15 protein-coding genes are annotated in these 18,592 nt (G+C 71.5%); 10 read left to right on the top strand and 5 right to left on the bottom strand.

What is annotated here, in order from left to right:
- The first annotated feature begins 12 nt into the window (after positions 1–12).
- From ACE3T5_RS07935 to ACE3T5_RS07920, 4 genes are read left to right on the top strand one after another with little or no spacing between them, the layout of a single operon-like run.
- Complete coding sequence (locus tag ACE3T5_RS07935; protein ID WP_374666255.1) at positions 13–2,178, top strand: FAD-dependent oxidoreductase; 2,166 nt, start codon at positions 13–15, stop codon at positions 2,176–2,178.
- A gap of 11 nt (positions 2,179–2,189) precedes the next feature.
- Positions 2,190–3,005: a DUF547 domain-containing protein gene (locus ACE3T5_RS07930; RefSeq protein ID WP_374666253.1), complete on the top strand. Its 816-nt coding sequence runs from the start codon at positions 2,190–2,192 to the stop codon at positions 3,003–3,005.
- Positions 2,989–4,344, top strand: coding sequence for an acetyl-CoA carboxylase biotin carboxylase subunit family protein (locus ACE3T5_RS07925; RefSeq protein ID WP_374666251.1), 1,356 nt, complete (start codon positions 2,989–2,991; stop codon positions 4,342–4,344). Before ACE3T5_RS07930 ends, ACE3T5_RS07925 begins: the two co-directional genes overlap by 17 nt.
- Positions 4,341–4,952: a YHS domain-containing (seleno)protein gene (locus ACE3T5_RS07920; protein ID WP_374666249.1), complete on the top strand. Its 612-nt coding sequence runs from the start codon at positions 4,341–4,343 to the stop codon at positions 4,950–4,952. Before ACE3T5_RS07925 ends, ACE3T5_RS07920 begins: the two co-directional genes overlap by 4 nt.
- A 2-nt stretch (positions 4,953–4,954) precedes the next feature.
- Here the strand turns inward: ACE3T5_RS07920 and ACE3T5_RS07915 are convergent, their stop codons facing one another.
- The 3 genes from ACE3T5_RS07915 to ACE3T5_RS07905 are packed head-to-tail and all read right to left on the bottom strand — an operon-like array spanning position 4,955 to position 7,338.
- Positions 4,955–5,614 carry a YHS domain-containing (seleno)protein gene (locus ACE3T5_RS07915; protein WP_374666247.1) on the bottom strand — a complete coding sequence of 220 codons (660 nt, stop codon included), beginning with the start codon at positions 5,612–5,614 and terminating at the stop codon, positions 4,955–4,957.
- A 58-nt stretch (positions 5,615–5,672) separates the two neighbouring features.
- Entirely contained in the window at positions 5,673–6,779 is a 1,107-nt protein-coding gene (locus ACE3T5_RS07910) for a transglutaminase family protein (RefSeq protein ID WP_374666245.1), read from the bottom strand.
- Positions 6,780–6,819: 40 nt separating this feature from the next.
- A complete protein-coding gene (locus ACE3T5_RS07905; protein WP_374666243.1) occupies positions 6,820–7,338 on the bottom strand; it encodes a TlpA family protein disulfide reductase in 519 nt (172 codons plus the stop codon).
- 96 nt (positions 7,339–7,434) lie between these two features.
- On the opposite strand from ACE3T5_RS07905, the gene egtD reads away from it, so the two are divergent.
- Positions 7,435–8,394, top strand: a complete 960-nt coding sequence (egtD, locus tag ACE3T5_RS07900; RefSeq protein ID WP_374666241.1) for an L-histidine N(alpha)-methyltransferase — start codon at positions 7,435–7,437, stop codon at positions 8,392–8,394.
- A 71-nt stretch (positions 8,395–8,465) separates the two neighbouring features.
- On the opposite strand, the gene senA is transcribed toward egtD, so the two are convergent.
- Complete coding sequence (senA, locus tag ACE3T5_RS07895) at positions 8,466–9,674, bottom strand: selenoneine synthase SenA (RefSeq protein WP_374666239.1); 1,209 nt, start codon at positions 9,672–9,674, stop codon at positions 8,466–8,468.
- Here senA and senB point away from each other — a divergent pair.
- From senB to ACE3T5_RS07870, 5 genes are read left to right on the top strand one after another with little or no spacing between them, the layout of a single operon-like run.
- Positions 9,662–10,666, top strand: coding sequence for a selenoneine biosynthesis selenosugar synthase SenB (senB, locus tag ACE3T5_RS07890; protein WP_374666237.1), 1,005 nt, complete (start codon positions 9,662–9,664; stop codon positions 10,664–10,666). The genes senA and senB overlap by 13 nt on opposite strands.
- A 26-nt stretch (positions 10,667–10,692) precedes the next feature.
- Positions 10,693–13,008 (top strand): selenide, water dikinase SelD, encoded by a 2,316-nt coding sequence (selD, locus tag ACE3T5_RS07885; RefSeq protein WP_374666234.1) that lies wholly within the window; start codon positions 10,693–10,695, stop codon positions 13,006–13,008.
- A gap of 34 nt (positions 13,009–13,042) precedes the next feature.
- Positions 13,043–13,954, top strand: coding sequence for a patatin-like phospholipase family protein (locus ACE3T5_RS07880; RefSeq protein WP_374666232.1), 912 nt, complete (start codon positions 13,043–13,045; stop codon positions 13,952–13,954).
- A gap of 35 nt (positions 13,955–13,989) precedes the next feature.
- Complete coding sequence (locus tag ACE3T5_RS07875) at positions 13,990–14,634, top strand: TVP38/TMEM64 family protein (RefSeq protein ID WP_374666230.1); 645 nt, start codon at positions 13,990–13,992, stop codon at positions 14,632–14,634.
- 52 nt (positions 14,635–14,686) lie between these two features.
- The gene (locus ACE3T5_RS07870) at positions 14,687–17,692 is read left to right on the top strand and encodes an AAA family ATPase (protein WP_374666228.1); all 3,006 of its coding nucleotides are present in this window, start codon (positions 14,687–14,689) and stop codon (positions 17,690–17,692) included.
- A 26-nt stretch (positions 17,693–17,718) separates the two neighbouring features.
- Here the strand turns inward: ACE3T5_RS07870 and ACE3T5_RS07865 are convergent, their stop codons facing one another.
- A complete protein-coding gene (locus ACE3T5_RS07865) occupies positions 17,719–18,561 on the bottom strand; it encodes a glutathione S-transferase family protein (protein ID WP_374666226.1) in 843 nt (280 codons plus the stop codon).
- Positions 18,562–18,592 lie beyond the last annotated feature (31 nt).

The following is an 18,592-nucleotide window of genomic DNA, read 5'->3' as shown; positions in this document are numbered from 1 at the left end:
GCCGGAGGCATGATGAGTTCCAAGAAGATTGTCCTGCTGGCGGTGATGGCCCTGGCCGTCGCCGCCTTCTTTGCGCTGGACCTGGGCCGTTTCCTGAGCTTCGAGTACCTGAAGGCCAGCCAGGCGCAGTTGGCGCAGCAGGTGCAGGCCGCCCCCGGCATGGCCAGTGCGGCCTACCTGGCGATCTACATCGCGGTCACGGCGCTGTCCCTGCCGGGCGCCGCCATTCTCACCCTGGCGGGCGGCGCGGTGTTCGGCTTCTGGTGGGGCCTGGTGCTCACGTCATTCGCGTCCACGCTGGGCGCTACGCTGGCATTCCTCGCCGCCCGCTTCGTGCTGCGGGACAGCGTGCAGGCTCGCTTCGGCGCGCGGCTGGCGGAGATCGACCGCGGCGTCGCGCGCGACGGCCCGTTCTACCTGTTCACGCTGCGGCTGATCCCGCTGGTGCCCTTCTTTGTGATCAATCTGGTCATGGGCCTGACGGCCATGCGCACCTGGACGTTCTACTGGGTCAGCCAGGTCGGCATGCTGGCCGGCACGGCGGTGTTCGTCAACGCCGGCACCCAGATCGCCCAGCTCGATTCGCTGAAGGGCATCCTCTCACCCGCGTTGCTGGGCAGCTTCGTGCTGCTCGGGATCTTTCCGCTCATCGCCCGGCGCATCGTGGCCGAGGTGCAGGCGCGGCGGGTCTTCGCGCGCTGGGCCGGCCAGCGGCCGCGCCGGTTTGACCGCAACCTGGTGGTCATCGGCGGCGGCGCGGGCGGGCTGGTCTCGGCCTACATCGCGGCCGCGGTGAAGGCCAAGGTCACGCTGGTGGAGGCGCACAAGATGGGTGGCGACTGCCTCAACTACGGCTGCGTGCCCAGCAAGGCGCTGATCCGCAGCGCGAAGCTCGCGCACCAGATGCGCCATGCCGGCCGCTACGGCCTGGCCGATGCGCAACCGGCCTTCAGCTTCCGCGCCGTGATGCAGCGCGTGCAGGAGGTGATCCGCGCCATCGAGCCGCACGACAGCATCGAGCGCTACACCGGCCTGGGGGTGGAAGTGCTGCAGGGCCACGCGAAGATCGTGAACCCGTGGACGGTGGAGGTCACGCTGAACGACGGCGGCCAGCAGACACTGACCACCCGCGCCATCGTCATCGCCGCCGGCGCGCGACCGTTCGTGCCGCCACTGCCCGGCCTGGCCGAGGTGGACCCGGTGACCAGCGACACGCTGTGGGAGCGCTTCGCCACCCGCGACGAAGTCCCCCGGCGCCTGGTGGTGCTGGGTGGCGGGCCGATCGGCTGCGAGCTGGCGCAGGCCTTCGCGCGACTGGGCGCGCAGGTCACGCAGGTGGAGATGGCGCCGCGCCTGATGCTGCGCGAGGACGAGGAGGTCAGCGCGTTCGTGCACGACGCGCTCACCGCCGACGGCGTGCAGGTGCTCACCGGCCACAAGGCGCTGCGCTGCGAACGGGCGGGCGAGCGCAAGACGCTGGTGGTCGAACGCGACGGCCAGGAGGTCCGCATCGCGTTCGACGAGCTGATCTGCGCCGTGGGCCGCGTCGCGCGCCTGCAAGGCTACGGGCTGGAGGAGCTGGGCATTCCGGTGGAACGCACCATCCAGACCAACGAATACCTCCAGACGATCTACCCGAACATCTACGCGGCTGGCGACGTGGCCGGGCCCTTCCAGTTCACGCATACGGCGGCGCACCAGGCCTGGTATGCGGCCGTCAACGCGCTGTTCGGCGGACTGAAATCGTTCAAGGCCGACTACCGCGTCATCCCCTGGGCCACCTTCGTCGACCCCGAGGTGGCGCGCGTGGGGCTGAACGAGCAGGAGGCGCGCGAGAAAGGCATCGCCTTCGAGGTCACCCGCTACGGCATCGACGACCTGGACCGCGCCATCGCCGACAGCGAGGCGCATGGCTTCGTGAAGGTGCTCACCGTGCCGGGCCGCGACAGGATCCTGGGCGTCACCATCGTCGGCACCCACGCGGCGGAGCTGCTGGCCGAGTACGTGCTGGCGATGAAGCACGGCCTGGGCCTCAACCGCATCCTGGGCACCATCCACACCTACCCCACGCTGTCGGAAGCGAACAAGTACGCGGCCGGGGAATGGAAGCGCGCGCACGCGCCGCAATCCGTGCTGCGCTGGGTGGCGCGGTATCACGCGTTCCGCCGCGGCGAATGAAAGTGGATGCCATGACCCAACCCCAGCCCCGCCGCCACGCCCTGGTGGCCCTGCTGGCCGCCGCAGCCTGGCCGGCCTGGGCGCAAGCGCCCCACGATCACTCGTATGCCACCTGGGAGGCGCTGCTTCGCAAGCATGTGCGCTGGCTGCCGGATGGCAAGCAATCGCGCGTGGACTACAAGGGCTTCACCGCCGATCGTGCCGCGCTTCAGGCGGTGCTGGCCGGCTGGTCCGCGGTCACGCCAGCGGCCTTTGCGGCCTTCAGCCGCGAGCAGCAGATGGCGTTTCTCATCAACGCCTACAACGGCTTCACCATCGAGCTGATCCTCACCCGCTACCCGGACCTGAAGTCCATCAAGGACCTGGGCTCGCTGCTGCGCTCGCCCTGGAAGAACGAGTTCTTCACGCTGCTGGGCGAGAAGCGTCACCTGGACTGGATCGAGCACGACCAGCTGCGACCGCGCTATGCGGACCCGCGCATCCACGCCGCCATCGTGTGCGCCAGCATCGGCTGCCCGGCGCTGCGGCCGGAGGCCTTCACCGCCGCGCGGCTGGAGGCGCAGCTCGAAGACGGCATGCTGCGCTTCCTGGGCGACCGCACGCGCAATCGCCTGGCAGAGGGCCGCCTGCAGGTCTCCAGCATCTTCAAGTGGTTCAAGGGCGATTTCGAGCAGGGCCACAAGGGCTTCGGCAAGGTGGAGGACGTGTTCGCCCGCTACGCCGACGCGCTGACCGACGCGCCGGCCGACCGCGAACGGCTGCGCGCGCGCCAGGTGCCGATCAGCCACCTGGACTACGATTGGTCCCTCAATGACATGGGACGCTGAGCGACGCAGCCTGGTGCTGTTCAACCACGACTGGGACCGCGAGGCGTTCGCGCGGCTGGCGCCGCACTGGCCGCACGAGAGCGCCGGCTTCGACCTGTTCAGCTTCCCCAGCAATGCGCGGCTGGCGTGGTTCGACATGGACCGCTTCGCCAACGCCTGCGTGCGCCGCATCCGCCGCCGCGACCTGCACGGCGTGGTCTCCAACCACGAGCAGTTCGGCGCGCTGGCGGCCGCCCTGGTGGCCGAGCGCATGGGCTGGCCCGGCACGCCGGTGCAGGCGGTGCTGGCCTGCCAGCACAAGCTGCACGCGCGCACGGTGCTGGCCGAGGTCTGCCCCGAGGCGAACCTGCCGTTCTCGCGGCTGGACGCCGCGTATGGCGGGCCGGTGCCGCAGGGCCTGGCCTATCCGCAGTTCGTGAAGCCGGTGAAGGCCGCGTTCTCGGTGCTGGCGCGCGAGGTGCACAGTCAGGCCGAACTGCACACGCACACCCGCTTCGGCGCCTGGGAGCTGTGGGTGATCCGCCATCTGGTGGAGCCGTTCGAGCGCATTGCCCGCCAGCGCCTGCCCCAGGCTGGCACTGCACACGCCCTCATGCTGGAGCAGCCGGTGAGCGGGCCGCAATACTGCCTGGACGGCTACGTGCTGGACGGCCGGATGCACACGCTGGGGGTGGTCGACGTGCGCATGTACCCGGGCACGCAGGCTTTCCAGGGCTTCGACTACCCGAGCCGGCTGGCCCCTGCGGTGCAGGCCCGCGCCGCTGACATCGCGCGGCGTTTCCTGAAGGCCATCGGCTTCACGCACGGCCTGTTCAACATGGAGTTCTTCCATGACCCGGCCACCGACCGCCTCACGGTGCTGGAGTTCAACCCGCGGCTTGCCTCGCAGTTCTCCGATCTGTACCGGCGGGTGGATGGCATCGACCTGCACGCGTACGCCTTCGCGCTCGCGCACGGCATCGACCCGGCCACCCTGCCCCGCCACGCGCCGACGGCCGGCGTGGCCTCCAGCTTCGTGTACCGGCTCTTCGATGTGCATCGCCGCGTGGCGATGCCCGACCGCCTGCAGCGCCAAGTGCTGCAGCAAGCGTACCCGGATGCGCTGCTGCTGCTGTTTCCCAAGGACGCCGGCTCGATCACCCGCGACTACAAGTGGCTGGGCAGCTACCGCTACGGCATCCTGCACCTGGGCGGCGCCGACTGGGCCGACCTGCTGCGCCGCTGCGAGGTGGCCAGCACGCTGCTGGGCTGGCCGGCCCCGCTGGAGAGCCTGCAGGAACTCGTGGCCGCGCCCGCGGATCCATCCACACGCATGACCCCCCAACAGGAGACCCCATGAGCGTCAACGCTTCCGCCCTGCGCCTTGCCCGGACCGCCGCCGTGGCGGGCTTCGTCGTCATCGGCCTGGCCGGCTGCGGCGCCATGGTGGCGCAGAACCCGTCGGGCACGCTCAAGCCGGTGAACGCCGTCGCCGACAACCCCGAGGGCCGCCTGATGCTCAAGGGTGCCGACGTGGTGGCCTATTTCACCCAGGGCCGCTACGTGCAGGGCCAGCCGCAGTTCCGCAGCCAGTACGAGGGCGTGGACTTCCGCTTCGCCAGCGCCGAGCACAAGGCCCTGTTCGACAAGGAGCCTGCCCGCTACCTGCCGCAGTTCGGCGGCTACTGCGCCAACGGCATCGCCTACGGCATTCCTTGGGGCGGCGACGCAGACCGCTTCAAGCTGATCGAGGGCAAGCTGTATATCTTCGGCGGCCAGGGCTCGCTGGACGCCTGGAACCTGGACGAGCCGAGCAACCTGCAGCTCGCGCGCAAGTACTGGCAGGAAGAGGTTCAGGGCAGCAACAGCTTCATCCAGCGCACGCGCCGCCTGGTGTTCAAGGTGCCGCACTACAAGAGCGGCGAGGAACTGGCGAAGATGGTCGCGGAGGCGAAGGCGAAGAAGTAGCGTCAGCGCGGGTAGCCGAGCGCCGGCTGGCCGAAGCCCTCGGCCGCGCGCCAGCCGGGCGGCTTGAGGAACAGGTTGCTCACCATGCCGCCGGGGTCATAGGCGGGCCAGGTGCGCCCAGGATGCCGCGCCTCCCACTCCGCGCGGATCTGCGCGCCTGTCTTGTAGTGGGGCACCTTGTTCGCGTAGGCGGCGAGCGACTGCGCCCGCCAGCCGCGCGCGGCGATGGCCGGCCACAGGCGATCCGCGTGGGCGATGTTCCACTCCGGCTCCAGGTTCCACGCCGTCTGGCCAATCACGTCGCCGAAGATGAACAGGCGCCCGCCATGGATCTGCCAGGCCGTGGGGTCGCTGCCCAGCTTGACGGCGAAGGCCGCGCCACTGGCGCAGAAGCCCCCGTACTGCGGCTCGTAGCGGGCCGGCTCGGCCTCGAACAGGCGCTTGTGCTCGGCGCTGGCGAACCAGTAGGTGCGCTCGGGCAGACTCACGCGATGCTCGGGCGAGCCCCGCAGCGGCTTTCCCTGCGTGAAGTAGGCCACCGGGTCGTGGCCCAGCAGCATGACGGGGTCGCCACGCGCGTCCGACACGGTGGCCCAGGGCGTGCCGCAGCCGGCGAGCAGCCAGGCCGTGCAGGCGAGGCACAGGGCGCGCAGCCATGTCATGCGGCCCCAGCCGGACCCGGATGCGCGCACGGCGGTGGTCACGGGGCAGCCCGGCGCGTCAAGCCGTCACTTCACGCGCGGTGATCGTGTACTTGAACTGGTCAGGCTCCAGCTCGTCGTACCGGCCGTTGCCGTTCTCGGCCATCGGGTACATGAAGAAGCCGAGCTTGGGCCCGCGCGAGCCGGGCAGCGCCACGTCGTGCGCCACGTTGAAGGCCATCCAGTTGCCCTCCCAGCCGCCGAACAGCGCCTTGTTCACCGGAGCCACGACCGGGTGCTTCGTCGTCTTCACCCACTCGGGCGTCTCCAGCCGCATCACCTTGCCCACGTCGGCCGGGTCCATGGCCACCCAGCCGTGCTCGGCCAGGTGCACCTCGGCCCGGCAATGCTGCGCGCGTGCCAGGTTGGCCGGGTTGCCGGAAAGCTCCTTGTAGCCGAACGCCGAAGGCACGAGGCGGATGCCATAGACGTCACGCGCCGGCACGCCGGCCGCGCGGCAGAGGCCGACGAACAGGGCATTGATGTCGCCGCACTTGCCGCCCATGTTGCCGGTCTCCAGCATGGCCTTGATGTCGCCCACGCCGCAGCCGCGGACCTTGGGCTCGCGATGCGTGTTCTCCACCACCCAGTCGTAGATGCGCTGCACCTTCTGCAGGTCCGTGGAGGCACCGCGGGTGATGTCCGAGGCGGTACGCGCCACGATGCCATCCGTGGGCATCAGGTCCGTCGCCTCCAGCCACATGCGCAGGGCGGCCGGGCTTTCGCCCGAGGGCACCTTGCGGCTCCAGTCGATGGCGCGGTTCTGCGTGCGCACGCGGCTGGTGAGCTGCGCCGTCGGCCGCGCCTCGCCATCGGCGAACTCCGCCATGAAGATGCGCGCGCCGTACTTCGGCTCCGCCAGCTGCTGCACCGAGGTGGCGTTGCCCTCATGCTTGCTGTCCAGCGACTGCTGATAGTCGGACTGGATGGACGGGATGGGGAGCCAGACACGCGTGGCGCCCTTGGGGTTGAGCACCTCCACGCGCGTGGTGAACTCGAAGGTGCGCCAGGTGCCGGGCTGGGGCTCGAAGCGGCGCTCCTGCGCGAAGGCCGTGGCCGGCAGCGCGGCGGATGCGGCGAGGGCGGCGCCGGAGGCGATGAAGTGGCGGCGGGAAGGCTGGTTCATGGGAGACCCCTGGATTGGCGGAAGAAACGGATGGATTTTGCTAGGTTCGGCCCGGGCGTGCCAGCAGCGGCGCCAGCAGGGCCCCCGCCTCGGCGGACGCCCAGTCGAACTCGCCCAGCACCGAAAGCCGGGGCCTGCCGCGCGCATCCACCAGCACCGTGGTGGGGAAGATGCGGCTCGTCCACGCGCGGGCGGCAGTGCCCTGCTCGTCCAGCAGGATGGGAAACCGAAGGTCGTGGCGCTGCACGAAGCGGCGTACGCGCATCGCGCCCTCCTGGTAGTTCACGCCGATGACCTGCAGCTGGCCACTGGCCGCGTGGCGTTGCGCGAGCGCCTGCAGCGAGGGCATCTCGGCCTGGCAAGGCTCGCACCAGGTGGCCCAGAAGTTGAGCACCGTGACGCGGCCGGCCTGATCGGCCAGGCGCCACGGGCGGTCGTCGAGATCCTGCAGTTCGAGGGGCGGCGTGGGCTTGTCCGCAGGCCACGGGTCCACGCGAGAGGCGCCCATGGCCGGCGCGGCGCAGGCGGCCATTGCCAGCAGGAGATGGCGTCGTTGCATGTTGCGCGGCATCGTATACCTGACGGCGATGCGCCCGCGCCCCGGTAAGGTATTGTGTGACCGGGCCGACTCTCCGTCGAAGCCACGGATCCGCGCATGAAGACTCCCCGATTCATCCAGCTCCATCACGAAAACCGCGACACGGTGCGACAGGAGCTCCTGCGCGGGCTCATGGCGCCGGCTGCGCACTGCTCGCCCAAGTACCTGTACGACGCGCTGGGGTCGCGGCTCTTCGAGGCCATCACCGAGCTGCCCGAGTACTACCCCACCCGGACCGAGGCCGCGATCTTCCAGGCACATGGCGCCGAGATGGCCGCCTGCCTGCCGCCGGCCTGCACGCTGGTGGACCTGGGCGCGGGCAACTGCGCCAAGGCGGCCAGCCTGTTCGGCCTGATCGCGCCGCGCCGCTATGTGGCGGTGGACATCTCGGTCGACTTCCTGCGCTCCGCGCTGGAATGCCTGCAGCGCCAGCATCCGGCGCTGGACATGGTGGGCGTGGGCCTGGATTTCTCGCAGGCGCTGGACCTGCCGGCCGCCGTGGATGAGCCTGAGGGCGGCCCGCGCGTGCTGTTCTATCCCGGCTCCAGCATCGGCAACTTCACGCCGGAGGAAGCGCTGGGCTTCCTGCGCCGCGCGAATCAGGCCTGCATCGGCGGCGGGCTGCTGATCGGCGTGGACCTGGTCAAGGACAGCGGCGAACTGGAGGCGGCCTATGACGACGCGCTGGGGGTGACCGCGGCCTTCAACCTGAACCTGCTGCTGCATGTGAACCGGCTGGCTGGCACGGACTTCCGCGTCCGCGACTGGCAGCACGTGGCGCTGTACGACACGACGCAGCACCGCATCGAGATGCATCTGCAGGCCCGCGGCGACCTGGTGGTGCAGACGCCGCTAGGCCCGCGCACCTTCCGCGCCGGGGAACGCATCCACACCGAGAACTCGTACAAGTGGACGGTGCCGCGGTTTGCCGAGCTGCTGGCTTCCGCTGGGTTCAGCGCGCCGCGCCACTGGCTGGATGCGGATGCGCGCTTCGCGGTGTTCTGGGCTGGGCGTTGATCCGCACCGCCGTCATGCCCGCGCAGGCAGGCATCTATGAGGTTCCGGCCGACCACCCCCTTGACAGGGGCTCAGACGGCGCAGCTGCGAAAGCCGGCGTAGATGTCCGTCCGCTCCGGCTGGAAGAAGTTGCGATAGCGCGGATGCTGCATGCCGGGCGCCGTTGCGGTGCAGGCGCCGCGCAGCACCTGGCGGCTGCCGAACCAGGGCTGCGAATAGTCCACATAGGGATGCGGCCGGAAGCCGGGGTACGGCTCGAACGGCGTCGCGGTCCATTCCCAGACCTCGCCCCAGCGAAACCCGGGCTGCGTCATGGCGGCGCACTCCCACTCGGCTTCCGTGGGCAGGCGGCGCCCGGCCCAGGCACACCAGGCCAGCGCGTCGGGCAGGCTCAGATGCCGTGCCGCGGCCTGCAGGTCCAAAGCCCGCCAGCCGCCGAAGCGACGCGCCTCCCAGGCGCCATCGACCTGCCGCAGGAAGGGCGGCAGGCTGCGGCCGGTCGCCTGCACGAACGTGATCCAGCGGGCCCAGGTGACGGGCGCCGCGTCGATGCGGAAGGCGGGCAGCGTCACCGCATGGGCACCCTGCTCGTTGTCGAAGGCGAAGCCCGCATCGACCTCGCTGCCCAGTTGCCACGTGCACGCGGGGATGTCGATCTCCGCAGCGCTGGCCGCCTCGGCCCGACCAGGGGTGACGCCGCCCGGCTCGGCCACGTCCGATGGCAGGGGAATGTCCAGTGCCTGCGCCATGTAGACCCAGGCCTCGTTGTGCATGTCCTCGTGGAACAGTGCCAGTTGCCAGAAGTAGGGGTCGCCGCCGTGCGCGTCGTGCAGCAGCATCAAGGTGTCCGACAGGCCGGCCCGCAGGTAGCCCAGCGTCTCGTCCCAGCCAGGCAACGGCAGTTGCCAGCGGGTCGCGTGCGCCACGGTGCTGGAGTTGTACCAGCCGTCCGCGCCAGCCAGGCGCGATGGCGCACGTGCGTGGTCCGGCTCGGCCTCCACGCCCCGTTCGCGCTGCCGATTGCGGGCGATCCACCAGTCCTGGAACCAGCCGATGTGTCCCAGCTCCCAAAGCGGCGGATTCAACCCGGGCGAGTGTGGCACACGCAGGTCTTCGCCCAGCGCCGCCCGCCAGGCTTCTGCCAGGGCCAGCGTGCGCGCACGGGTCTGCCGCAAGCCCTCGGCCAGCGCCGATGCATCCCCAGCGCGCAATCGGGCAGCGGCGCGCCAACGGGCGGCGGCCAACGGGCTCGGGGACAATGAAGGCCATGCAGTCGTCATCGGTGGTGATTGTGAGCCCCGCCCTGGCCGATGCCAACAACGGGAACTGGCAGACGGCCCGCCGCTGGCAGCACATGCTGGCGCCGCAACATGCCGTGCGGGTCGTGCGTGAATGGCCCGACGCGCAAGCGAGCGAGCGAGACGCCGTGCTGCTCGCCCTGCATGCGCGCAAATCCGCCGCCTCCGCGCAGGCCTGGTCGCGCGCGCACGGCGGCCGCGGCCTGGCGGTGGTGTTGACCGGCACCGACCTCTATCGCGACATCCATGCCGATCCCCAGGCCCGCGCCACGCTGGACCTCGCCCAGGTTCTGGTCACGCTGCAGGACCTGGGGCCGCGGCAGTTGCCCGCCAGCCTGCGCGCGCGCGCCCGGGTGATCCTGCAATCGACGACCGCACGCCTGACCCTGCCCCGCACCACGCGCCATCTGCGCGCGGTGATGGTGGGCCACCTCCGAGCGGAGAAGGATCCCCTCACGCTGATGAGCGCGGCCCGGCTGCTGCGGGATGGCCCGCGCCCGGCCGTGCCCGTGTTCATCGACCACATCGGCGAGGCGCTGGAGCCGGCCCTGGGCCAGGCGGCACGGGCCACCGCCCGCGACTGCCCCGGCTATCGCTGGCTGGGCGGACTGCCGCACGAGGCGACCCGCCGCCGCATCCAGCGCGCCCACGTGCTGGTGCACGCGAGCCGCATGGAAGGCGGCGCCCATGTGGTGATGGAGGCCGTGGCCAGCGGCACGCCCGTGCTCGCCTCGCGCATCGACGGCAACCTGGGGATGCTGGGCGATGACTACGCGGGCTGCTTCGAGCCCGGCGACGCGCCTGCCCTGGCCACGCTGCTGCGGCGCTGCGCGGCCGCCCTCGCCAACGACAACGCCGACGGGCTGCTGGCACAACTCACGCGCCAGTGCGCCGCTCGCGCGCCCCTCTTCGAGCCGGCGCGCGAGCGCGCGGCGCTGCTGCGCCTGGTGGACGACCTGCTGCGCAGCGAGTGAACGAACAACAAGGACTGCAAGCTTCCATGCAAGGAACCGAACAACCGGTGCTGCGCGACATCGTGCTGGTGGGTGGCGGGCACAGCCACGTGGGCGTGCTGCGCATGTTCGCCATGAACCCGCAGCCGGGCGTGCGGCTCACGCTGATCTGCACCGACACGCACACCCCCTACTCCGGCATGCTGCCGGGCTACATCGCGGGCCACTACGACTACGACGACGTGCACATCGACCTCTCGCGCCTGTGCGTCTGGGCGGGTGCGCGCTACATCCGCGCCGAGGTCACCGGGCTGGACCGCGGGCAGAAGCACGTGTTGCTGCGCGACCGCCCGCCGCTCGCCTACGACCGGGTGTCCATCAACATCGGCTCCACGCCGCAGGTGGCGCAGATCGCGGGCGCGTCCGACCACGCGGTGCCAGTCAAGCCCATCGTGCGCTTCAATGATCGCTGGCTGCGATTGCTGGCCCGCGTGCGCACGCACGCGGGTCCGACCACGCTGGCGGTGGCCGGCGGCGGCGCGGGCGGGGTCGAGACGCTGCTCGCCATGCAGTACCGCCTGCGCCGGGAGCTGCAGGCGGCCGGCCGTGACCCGGACGAACTGCGCTTTCATCTGCTGACCGCGGACGAGCGCATCCTGCCCACCCACAACGCGCGCGTGCGGCGCCACTTCGAGGCGGCGCTCGCGGCGCGCGGCGTGGGCCTGCACACGCGGGCCGAGGTGGTGGAGGTGCAGCCCGGCGCGCTGCGGACCACGCGCGCCCTGAATGCGGGCAGCGCACTCGGCGCGGACTGGCTGGACGCCGACGAGATCATCTTCGTCACCCGCGCCGGGGGTGCCGCGTGGCTGCGCGAGACCGGCCTGGCCCTGGACGCGCAGGGCTTCGTGCAGGTGGACGACTGCCTGCGCAGCGTGAGCGACCCCCATGTCTTCGCGGCCGGAGATGTGGCGGCGATGGTGAACCACCCGCGTGAGAAGGCCGGTGTGTTCGCGGTGCGGCAGGGCCGCCCGCTCGCGGAGAACCTGCGCCGGTCGGTGCAGGAGCAGCCGCTGCGCCCGTACCGACCGCAGCGCCGGTGGCTCGCGCTCATCACCACGGGCGACCGGCACGCGGTGGCCTCGCGCGGGGCCCTCGGCTTCGCGGGCGACTGGGTCTGGCAATGGAAGGACTGGATCGACCGCCGGTTCATGCGCCGCTTCAACGATCTGCCGCCGATGCAGGCGTCAGCTGCGCCTTCGCCGTCGCCCGACACAAGCAGCCTCGCGCTCGACGCCGACGAATCGCGGCAGGCCATCTCCGCCATTGCCATGCGCTGCGGCGGCTGCGGCGCCAAGGTCGGCACCGACGTGCTCTCCCGCGCGCTGGGCAGCCTGCAGCCGGTGGAACGCGACGACGTGCTGATCGGCCTGCATGCACCCGACGACGCCGCCATCGTGCGCGTGCCGCCCGGCATGGCGATGGTGCACACGGTGGACTTCTTCCGTGCCTTCATCGACGACCCCTGGGTGTTCGGCCGCGTGGCGGCCAATCACGCGCTGGGCGACATCTTCGCGATGGGCGCGCAGCCGCAGAGCGCCACCGCCATCGTGACCGTGCCGCCCGGCCTGGAGGCGAAGGTGGAGGACCTGCTGCGCCAGATGATGGCGGGCGCGGTGGACGTGCTCAACGCCGCCGGCTGCGCGCTGGTGGGCGGGCACACGGGCGAGGGCCGCGAACTGGCGCTCGGCTTCGCGATCAACGGCCTCATTCCAGAGGGCCTGACCGGCGTGTTGCGCAAGGGCGGCATGCAGGCCGGCCAGGCCCTGGTACTGACCAAGCCCATCGGAACCGGCACGCTGTTCGCGGCGCACCCGCGCGGTGTGGCGCGGGGCCGCTGGATCGACGCCGCGCTCGATTCGATGATGCAGTCCAGCCAGGCCGCCGCGCGCTGCCTGCTCGCGCATGGCGCGACCGCCTGTACCGATCTCACCGGCTTCGGCCTGCTGGGCCACCTGGTGGAGATGACGCGGCCTTCCGAGGTGGACGCGCGCATCGACCTGCATGCGCTGCCCCTGCTGCCGGGCGCGCAGGAATGCGTCGAGCAAGGCATCCTGAGCAGCCTGCAGCCCGCCAACGTGCGGCTGCGGCGCGCGCTGCGCAACCAGGCCGACTACGTGAACCACCCGCGCTACCCGCTGCTGTTCGATCCGCAGACGGCCGGCGGCCTGCTCGCCAGCGTGCCGGCGGACCGCGTGGCCGACTGTCTGCGCGAGCTGCACGCGCTGGGCTATCCGCACGCCTGCGTGATCGGCGAGATCCTGCCCCAGGGCGAGGCGCTGGAGCCGATCGTGCTGGCGGATTGAGGGCATCGTGCCGCCAGTCCCCCTTCGCGCCACCATGACCCGCCCGGTGGACCCTGCGCGCGGGCGCTGCTCGCGGCGCGCGTGGCTCACCGCCTCGGCCGTGGCCCTGCTGGGTGGCTGCGGGCGCGGTACCGGTGCGGCAGGCCACCTGCCCGCGCGACGCGGCGGGCGCGGCCCGTTTCGCACGGCATGGGTGTTCAGCTCCGGCGGGCCGCGCGGCTTCGTCCACGTGGGCATGGCCATGGGCCTGCTGCGGCTGGGCCTGCGGCCCGATCTGGTGATGGGTGCTTCCATCGGCGCCGTGGTCGCGTGCCTGGTCGCTGCCCGCCTGCCGGCTGAACGGCTGGAAAGCCTGGCGCTGGAGATCGGCATGCTCGACGCCGTGCGGCCCGTGCTGGGCCCGCCCTGGCTGGACGCCGGCGGGCTGATCGATTGGCTGCGGGGCACGGTCGAAGCCCGCGAGCTGCAGCAGCTGCCTACGCCCTGCGCGGTGGTCGCGGCAGACGCCGAGACGCGCGAGCCGCTGGTCTTCGACCATGGCGACATCGGCCTGGCCGTGCAGGCCTCTTGCGCGATCGAGGGCCGTTTTGCGCCCGTGCGCCTGGGCAACCGCCGCGCGATGGATGCCGATCTGGTGATGCCGCTGCCGGTGCACGCCGCGCGCGAGCTGGGCGCGGTGCGCGTGCTGGCCATGGACGCGTCGGCGCACGAGTGGAACGCGCCTCCCGGCACGGAGAAGTGGCGCCCTGGGGATCTGCGCAAGCGCGCCTTGACCGAGCCGGATGCCCGGGCCGCCGATCTCCTGCTGCACCCGGACAGCGGCTACTACGCGGGCTTCTCGGCCGACTACCGCCGGCACGCCATGGGCGTGGGCGCGGCCTTTGTCCAGGCCAGGGCCGCTGAACTGCGGCAGTTTCACGCCCGCGCAGCGGGTGCGACGCCATGAAGATCCTCCATGCTGGTGCATGGGCCGGTGCCCTCGTGGCTGCAACCCTCGCGGCGTGGCAGCTCAACCTGCACGACCACCTGAACCTGCGGGTGCTGCAGCAGGGCCATGAGGCCTTTCACCACGCGCTGATGCAACAGCCGCTGGCCGTGACCGCGGCGTTCCTGCTGCTCTTCGTGCTGGTCAGCGCCCTGCCCGTGCCGGGCGCCGGCGTGCTGTGCCTGGCCGCGGGCGCGGGCTACGGGCTGTGGTGGGGCACCCTGCTCGCCTGTGCCGCATGCACCGTCGGGGCCACGCTCAACATGACGGTGGCCCGCCATCTGCTGCAGGCCCCCGTGCGGCGGTGGCTCGGTCATCGCCTCGACGCGGTCGACCGCGGCATCGCTCGCGACGGCGTGTTCTACCTGTTCAGCCTGCGCATGCTGCCGGTCATCCCCTACTTCGTGCTCAATCCGCTGATGGGCCTGACGACCATGCCCGTGTGGACCTATGCGTGGGTCAGCTACCTCGGCATGCTGGCCGGCACGGCCGTGTACGTGAACGCCGGCACGCAACTGGCCGCGGTGCGCTCGATCGACATGCTGTGGTCGCCGCCGGTGATCGGTGCCCTGCTGCTGCTGGGTCTGCTGCCGTGGGCCTCGCGCGCCGCGCTGGCCGGCGTGCGCGCCTGGCGACGCTGAGCGCGCGGAGGGCCGTTGCCCCGGCGCGGGGCCTCATGCAGAATCGCCGGCCATGACGTCCACTCGGGAGGGACCACCGGGCACCGGGCCCGCGCACGCAAGCGGCCAGCGCCGCTATGTCACCGTGCTCTTCGCCGACGTCTCGGGCTCGTCCGAGCATGCCGAGCGGCTGGAGGCGGAGGATTACTCCGAACTGCTGGCCGCCTTCCGCGAGATCGCGCGCGAAGTGATTCCGCGTCACGGCGGCAGCATCGCGCGGCTGCAGGGTGACGGCATCCTGGCGCTGTTCGGCCATCTGCAACCCCAGGAAGACGATGGCCGCCGCGCCACCGAGGCCGCGCTGGAGCTGCATGAAGCGGTGGGCCGGCTGCGCGCCGGCGAAGGCCTCGCGGCGACCAGCATGCAAATGCATTCGGGCATCCATGGCGGTCTCGTGCTGGTGATCGAAGGTGACATCGAGCGCGGCCGCTACGACGTGGTGGGCGAGGTGCCTAACACCGCCGCGCGCCTGTGCAGCCTGGCCGCATCCGGCCAGGTGCTGGTCAGCCAGGAGACATTGGGGCCGCAGGCGCACTTCTTCGACGTGACGCCGCTGCGGCGGGTGCCCATCAAGGGCCGCGCCGAGCCGCTGAACGTGCTGCGCATCGACGGCCGCGCGGCGGTGCAGCGGCGCATCGACGCCGCCGCGCGCCGTGGCGCGCTGCCCTTCGTCGGGCGCGAGGCGGCCCTCTCCGAACTGCTGGCCGCTGCCGAACGGGCCCGCCGCGGGGAGTCACCGCTGGTGCTGGTGCAGGGTGAACCCGGCATCGGCAAGACGCGGCTGATCGAGGAGTTCCAGCGCCGCCTGGCCCCCGCCGAGTTCGAGGTGCTGCATGGCTACTGCGAGGGCTACCTCGGCGCCGAGCCGCTGCAGCCCTTCATGCAATGGATCCGCTCGGCGCTGGGGCGCGGCGCCGCCGCCGACGTGCAGCCGCTGGCCCAGACATTGGCGGGCCGCGACGGTCGTGGCGCGCCGCCGCCGGCCGTGCTGCTGGGTGCGCTGGTGGAGCTCATCTCCGTGCTGGCCCTGCAGCGTACGCTGGTGCTGGTGCTGGACGATTGGCAATGGGCCGACGACGCGAGCCGCACCGCGCTGCACACGCTGCTGGCGCGCCGCATGCCGTTGATGGTGCTGGTGGCAAGCCGCCCGGTGCCCGAGCAGGATGCAATGCTTCGTGATGCACGCGTGCTGGCCCTGCCGCCGCTGGATGCAGGGCAGTCCGCCGCCGCCATCGCGGCCTGGCTGCCGGGCGCGGAGCCCTTCATCACGCAGGAGATCCACCGCCAGTCCGGCGGCACGCCGCTCTTCATCGAGGAGCTGTGCCATGCGGCGGCGCAAGGCGACTTTCACGCCAGTGCGCGGCGTTCCGGCACGGCCTGGATCAGCGCCCTGGTGGCCTCGCGGCTGGCGCGCCTGCCTGCCACGCAGGCGGAGCTGCTGCGTGCCGCCTCGGTGGCTGGCCACGCGTTCCCCGACTGGCTGCTGCAGCAGCTCGCCGGCTTCGACTCACCGCAGACGCTGGCCGATGCGCTGGCCGCCACGGACTTCATCGCACCGGCGACCACGCCGGGCCTGCTGCGCTTCCGCCATGTGCTGACGCGAGACGCGGTCTATGCCACGGTGCAGCCCGCCGACCGCAAGACCCTGCACCTGCGCGTGGCCGAGGCGCTGGAGCCGGGCGCCGATGGGGCCGACGCCTTCGAGCGCCTGGAGGCCCTGGCCTATCACTACGACGCCGCCGGCCACAGCGACAAGGCCGCGCACTACGCCGAGGCCGCGGGCGACAAGGCGCTGGCCGCGATGGCGCTGGACCGCGCACGGGCGCACTACCTCACCGCGCTGCGTGCGCTGGACGCCCTGCCCCAGCTGACGGCGCCGCTCAAGTTGCGCTGGTGCGGCATCGCGCAGCGGCTGGGCCAGACCTGCGTGTTCGACCCCATCGACATGGGCGAGGGCTTCGGCCAGTTCGGGCGTGCGGCGCGGCTGGCGCGCGAGACGGGCGATCCGGATGCGATCGCGCGGGCCGAGTACTGGCTGGCCTACGTCAACTATGGCCGTGGCCGCCCGCGCGAGGCGGTGCGCCATGCGGAGCAGGCGCTGGTGCATGCCCAGGCCTGCGGCGACGCCAAGCTGGTGGCGCAGGTGGAGGCAACGCTGGGTCAGTCGTTAGCCTCGGCCGGCCTGTACGGGCGCGCGCTGCCGCTGCTCACCCGCGCGGTGGAGAGCAAGCGCGCGCAGAGCCGCCCCGGCAGCGGCACCGCCATCGGATCGGCCTACACCCTGGGCCGCACCGGCTACACGCTGGCCGATCTGGGCCGCTTCGACGAGGCGCATGAGGCCTTCGCAGAGTCGCTGCGGCTGCTCGGCGACAAGGACCATTCGGTCGGCGCCTCGGTGCGGGAGCTGATGTGCGTGGCCTACCTGTGGCAGGGCCGCTGGGCGGAGGCGCGCGAGATCGGTTTTGCAGGGGCGGAGCTGGCCCTGCGCTGCCGCAGCCGCTACCTCACCGCCATGGGTCGCGCGCTGGGCGCGTGTGGCGGCTGGGCCCTGAACGGGGACCCCGCCTCGCTGCAGCTGCTGCGCGAGGCGACGCAGTGGATCGAGGAGCGCGGCGGCGCCGTCTCCACCTCGCTCAACCACGGCTGGCTGGTAGAGGCGACCGCGAGCCTGGGCCTGGAGGCCGAGGCACGGCGCCATGCGGCGCAGCTCATGCGGCGCGTCCGCGCGGCCGACCGCCATGGCGAGGCGATGGGCTGCCGTGCGCTCGCCCGTCTCGCCGCGGCACGGGGCGACCGGCCTCGCGCCCTGCAATACCTGCAGCAGGCCGATGCCTCCGCGGCGCTGCGTAGTTCCCCGCGCGAGCAGACCGTGAACGACCTCGCCCGCAGCGAAGTGCTGTCCACTTGGGATGCCCTCCCCGAGGCCCGCGCACTGGCCGAGTCCGCCGCTGAACGCTTCGATCGAATGGGCATGCCGTGGCATGCGAGCCGCGCGCGGGAGTGGCTGGCGCGCTTGTGAGCCCCCGTACCCGGACGCAGGCCGATTCAGGCTGAATTCGCGTCGCCAACGGCTTGCCGCGCCACCATCGCCCGCGCCCACGCGGGCGCCAGCGGGCTGTTGTAGGCATTGTTCTTCGGCCCGGTGGACCACAGCACCTTGCCCTGGCGCACCTGCGCGGCGAACCAGTCAGCGTGGCCATTGGCGAGCAGCCATTCCAGGCGGTGGGTGCCCCAGTTGACGCGGGTCGTGTCCACGTCCTTGTGCTCGCGCTGGGCCCACCAGTCGCGCACGGCGGCGGTGTCGATGCGTGCCTCGGGGCGGGCGCGCAGGGCCTTGAACCAGCGCTGCACATCGGGGTGACGCTCAGGATCGAACTTCAGGCCGAGTGCGCTACCGGCCGCGACGTGCGGGTACAACGCGTAGTCCGCGGCGCCGATCTCTCCGGCCACCCAGGCCCGGCCATCGGCCAGCTGCGCCTGCAACTGGTCGTAGATCACGCCGATGTCCCTCTGCGCCGCGTCGAACAGGCCCGGCGGCATGGGCGGCAGGTCGGCGAACGACCAGGTGCCGATGACGGTGACGATGGCGTCGAGCTGCGTGTCGGCCAGGCGCTCCCAGGCGCGCACCTCGGCGTGGCGACGCGCCTCGCTCGGGTAGATCGGCGCATCAGGATACGCCCGGTCCAGATACGCCAGGATGTCCGGCGAGTTGAACACCGCGAAGTCCCCGTGCAGCAGGATCGGCACCTCGGCGCGCGGATTCCACACCGGCAGGTCCTGCAGGCTGTCGGTTTCCACCAGCGAGAAGGCGAGCTGCTTGTGGTCCATGGCCAGACGGACCTTGCGGCAGAAGGGGCTGAGCGGGCTGTAGCAGAGCGAAAGGTGCATGGGCGCTGAAGTTGGATGGAACAGGTTCGCC

Source organism: Ramlibacter sp., from assembly GCF_041916345.1.
In the GTDB taxonomy this organism is placed as follows: Bacteria; Pseudomonadota; Gammaproteobacteria; order Burkholderiales; family Burkholderiaceae_C; genus Ramlibacter.
The sequence above is the reverse complement of the archived record's forward strand: the minus strand, read 5'-3'. Positions and strand labels throughout refer to the sequence as shown.

What these genes read in the sequence shown, in the direction of transcription:
- ACE3T5_RS07935 (WP_374666255.1), top strand. Translation starts at nt 13, where the DNA reads ATGAGTTCCAAGAAGATTGTCCTGCTGGCGGTGATGGCCCTGGCCGTC.
- senA (WP_374666239.1), bottom strand. Translation starts at nt 9,674, where the DNA reads ATGACGACTGCATGGCCTTCATTGTCCCCGAGCCCGTTGGCCGCCGCC.
- ACE3T5_RS07880 (WP_374666232.1), top strand. Translation starts at nt 13,043, where the DNA reads ATGACCCGCCCGGTGGACCCTGCGCGCGGGCGCTGCTCGCGGCGCGCG.
- ACE3T5_RS07910 (WP_374666245.1), bottom strand. Translation starts at nt 6,779, where the DNA reads ATGAACCAGCCTTCCCGCCGCCACTTCATCGCCTCCGGCGCCGCCCTC.
- ACE3T5_RS07905 (WP_374666243.1), bottom strand. Translation starts at nt 7,338, where the DNA reads ATGCAACGACGCCATCTCCTGCTGGCAATGGCCGCCTGCGCCGCGCCG.
- ACE3T5_RS07865 (WP_374666226.1), bottom strand. Translation starts at nt 18,561, where the DNA reads ATGCACCTTTCGCTCTGCTACAGCCCGCTCAGCCCCTTCTGCCGCAAG.
- egtD (WP_374666241.1), top strand. Translation starts at nt 7,435, where the DNA reads ATGAAGACTCCCCGATTCATCCAGCTCCATCACGAAAACCGCGACACG.
- ACE3T5_RS07870 (WP_374666228.1), top strand. Translation starts at nt 14,687, where the DNA reads ATGACGTCCACTCGGGAGGGACCACCGGGCACCGGGCCCGCGCACGCA.
- senB (WP_374666237.1), top strand. Translation starts at nt 9,662, where the DNA reads ATGCAGTCGTCATCGGTGGTGATTGTGAGCCCCGCCCTGGCCGATGCC.
- ACE3T5_RS07920 (WP_374666249.1), top strand. Translation starts at nt 4,341, where the DNA reads ATGAGCGTCAACGCTTCCGCCCTGCGCCTTGCCCGGACCGCCGCCGTG.
- ACE3T5_RS07915 (WP_374666247.1), bottom strand. Translation starts at nt 5,614, where the DNA reads ATGACATGGCTGCGCGCCCTGTGCCTCGCCTGCACGGCCTGGCTGCTC.
- selD (WP_374666234.1), top strand. Translation starts at nt 10,693, where the DNA reads ATGCAAGGAACCGAACAACCGGTGCTGCGCGACATCGTGCTGGTGGGT.
- ACE3T5_RS07925 (WP_374666251.1), top strand. Translation starts at nt 2,989, where the DNA reads ATGACATGGGACGCTGAGCGACGCAGCCTGGTGCTGTTCAACCACGAC.
- ACE3T5_RS07930 (WP_374666253.1), top strand. Translation starts at nt 2,190, where the DNA reads ATGACCCAACCCCAGCCCCGCCGCCACGCCCTGGTGGCCCTGCTGGCC.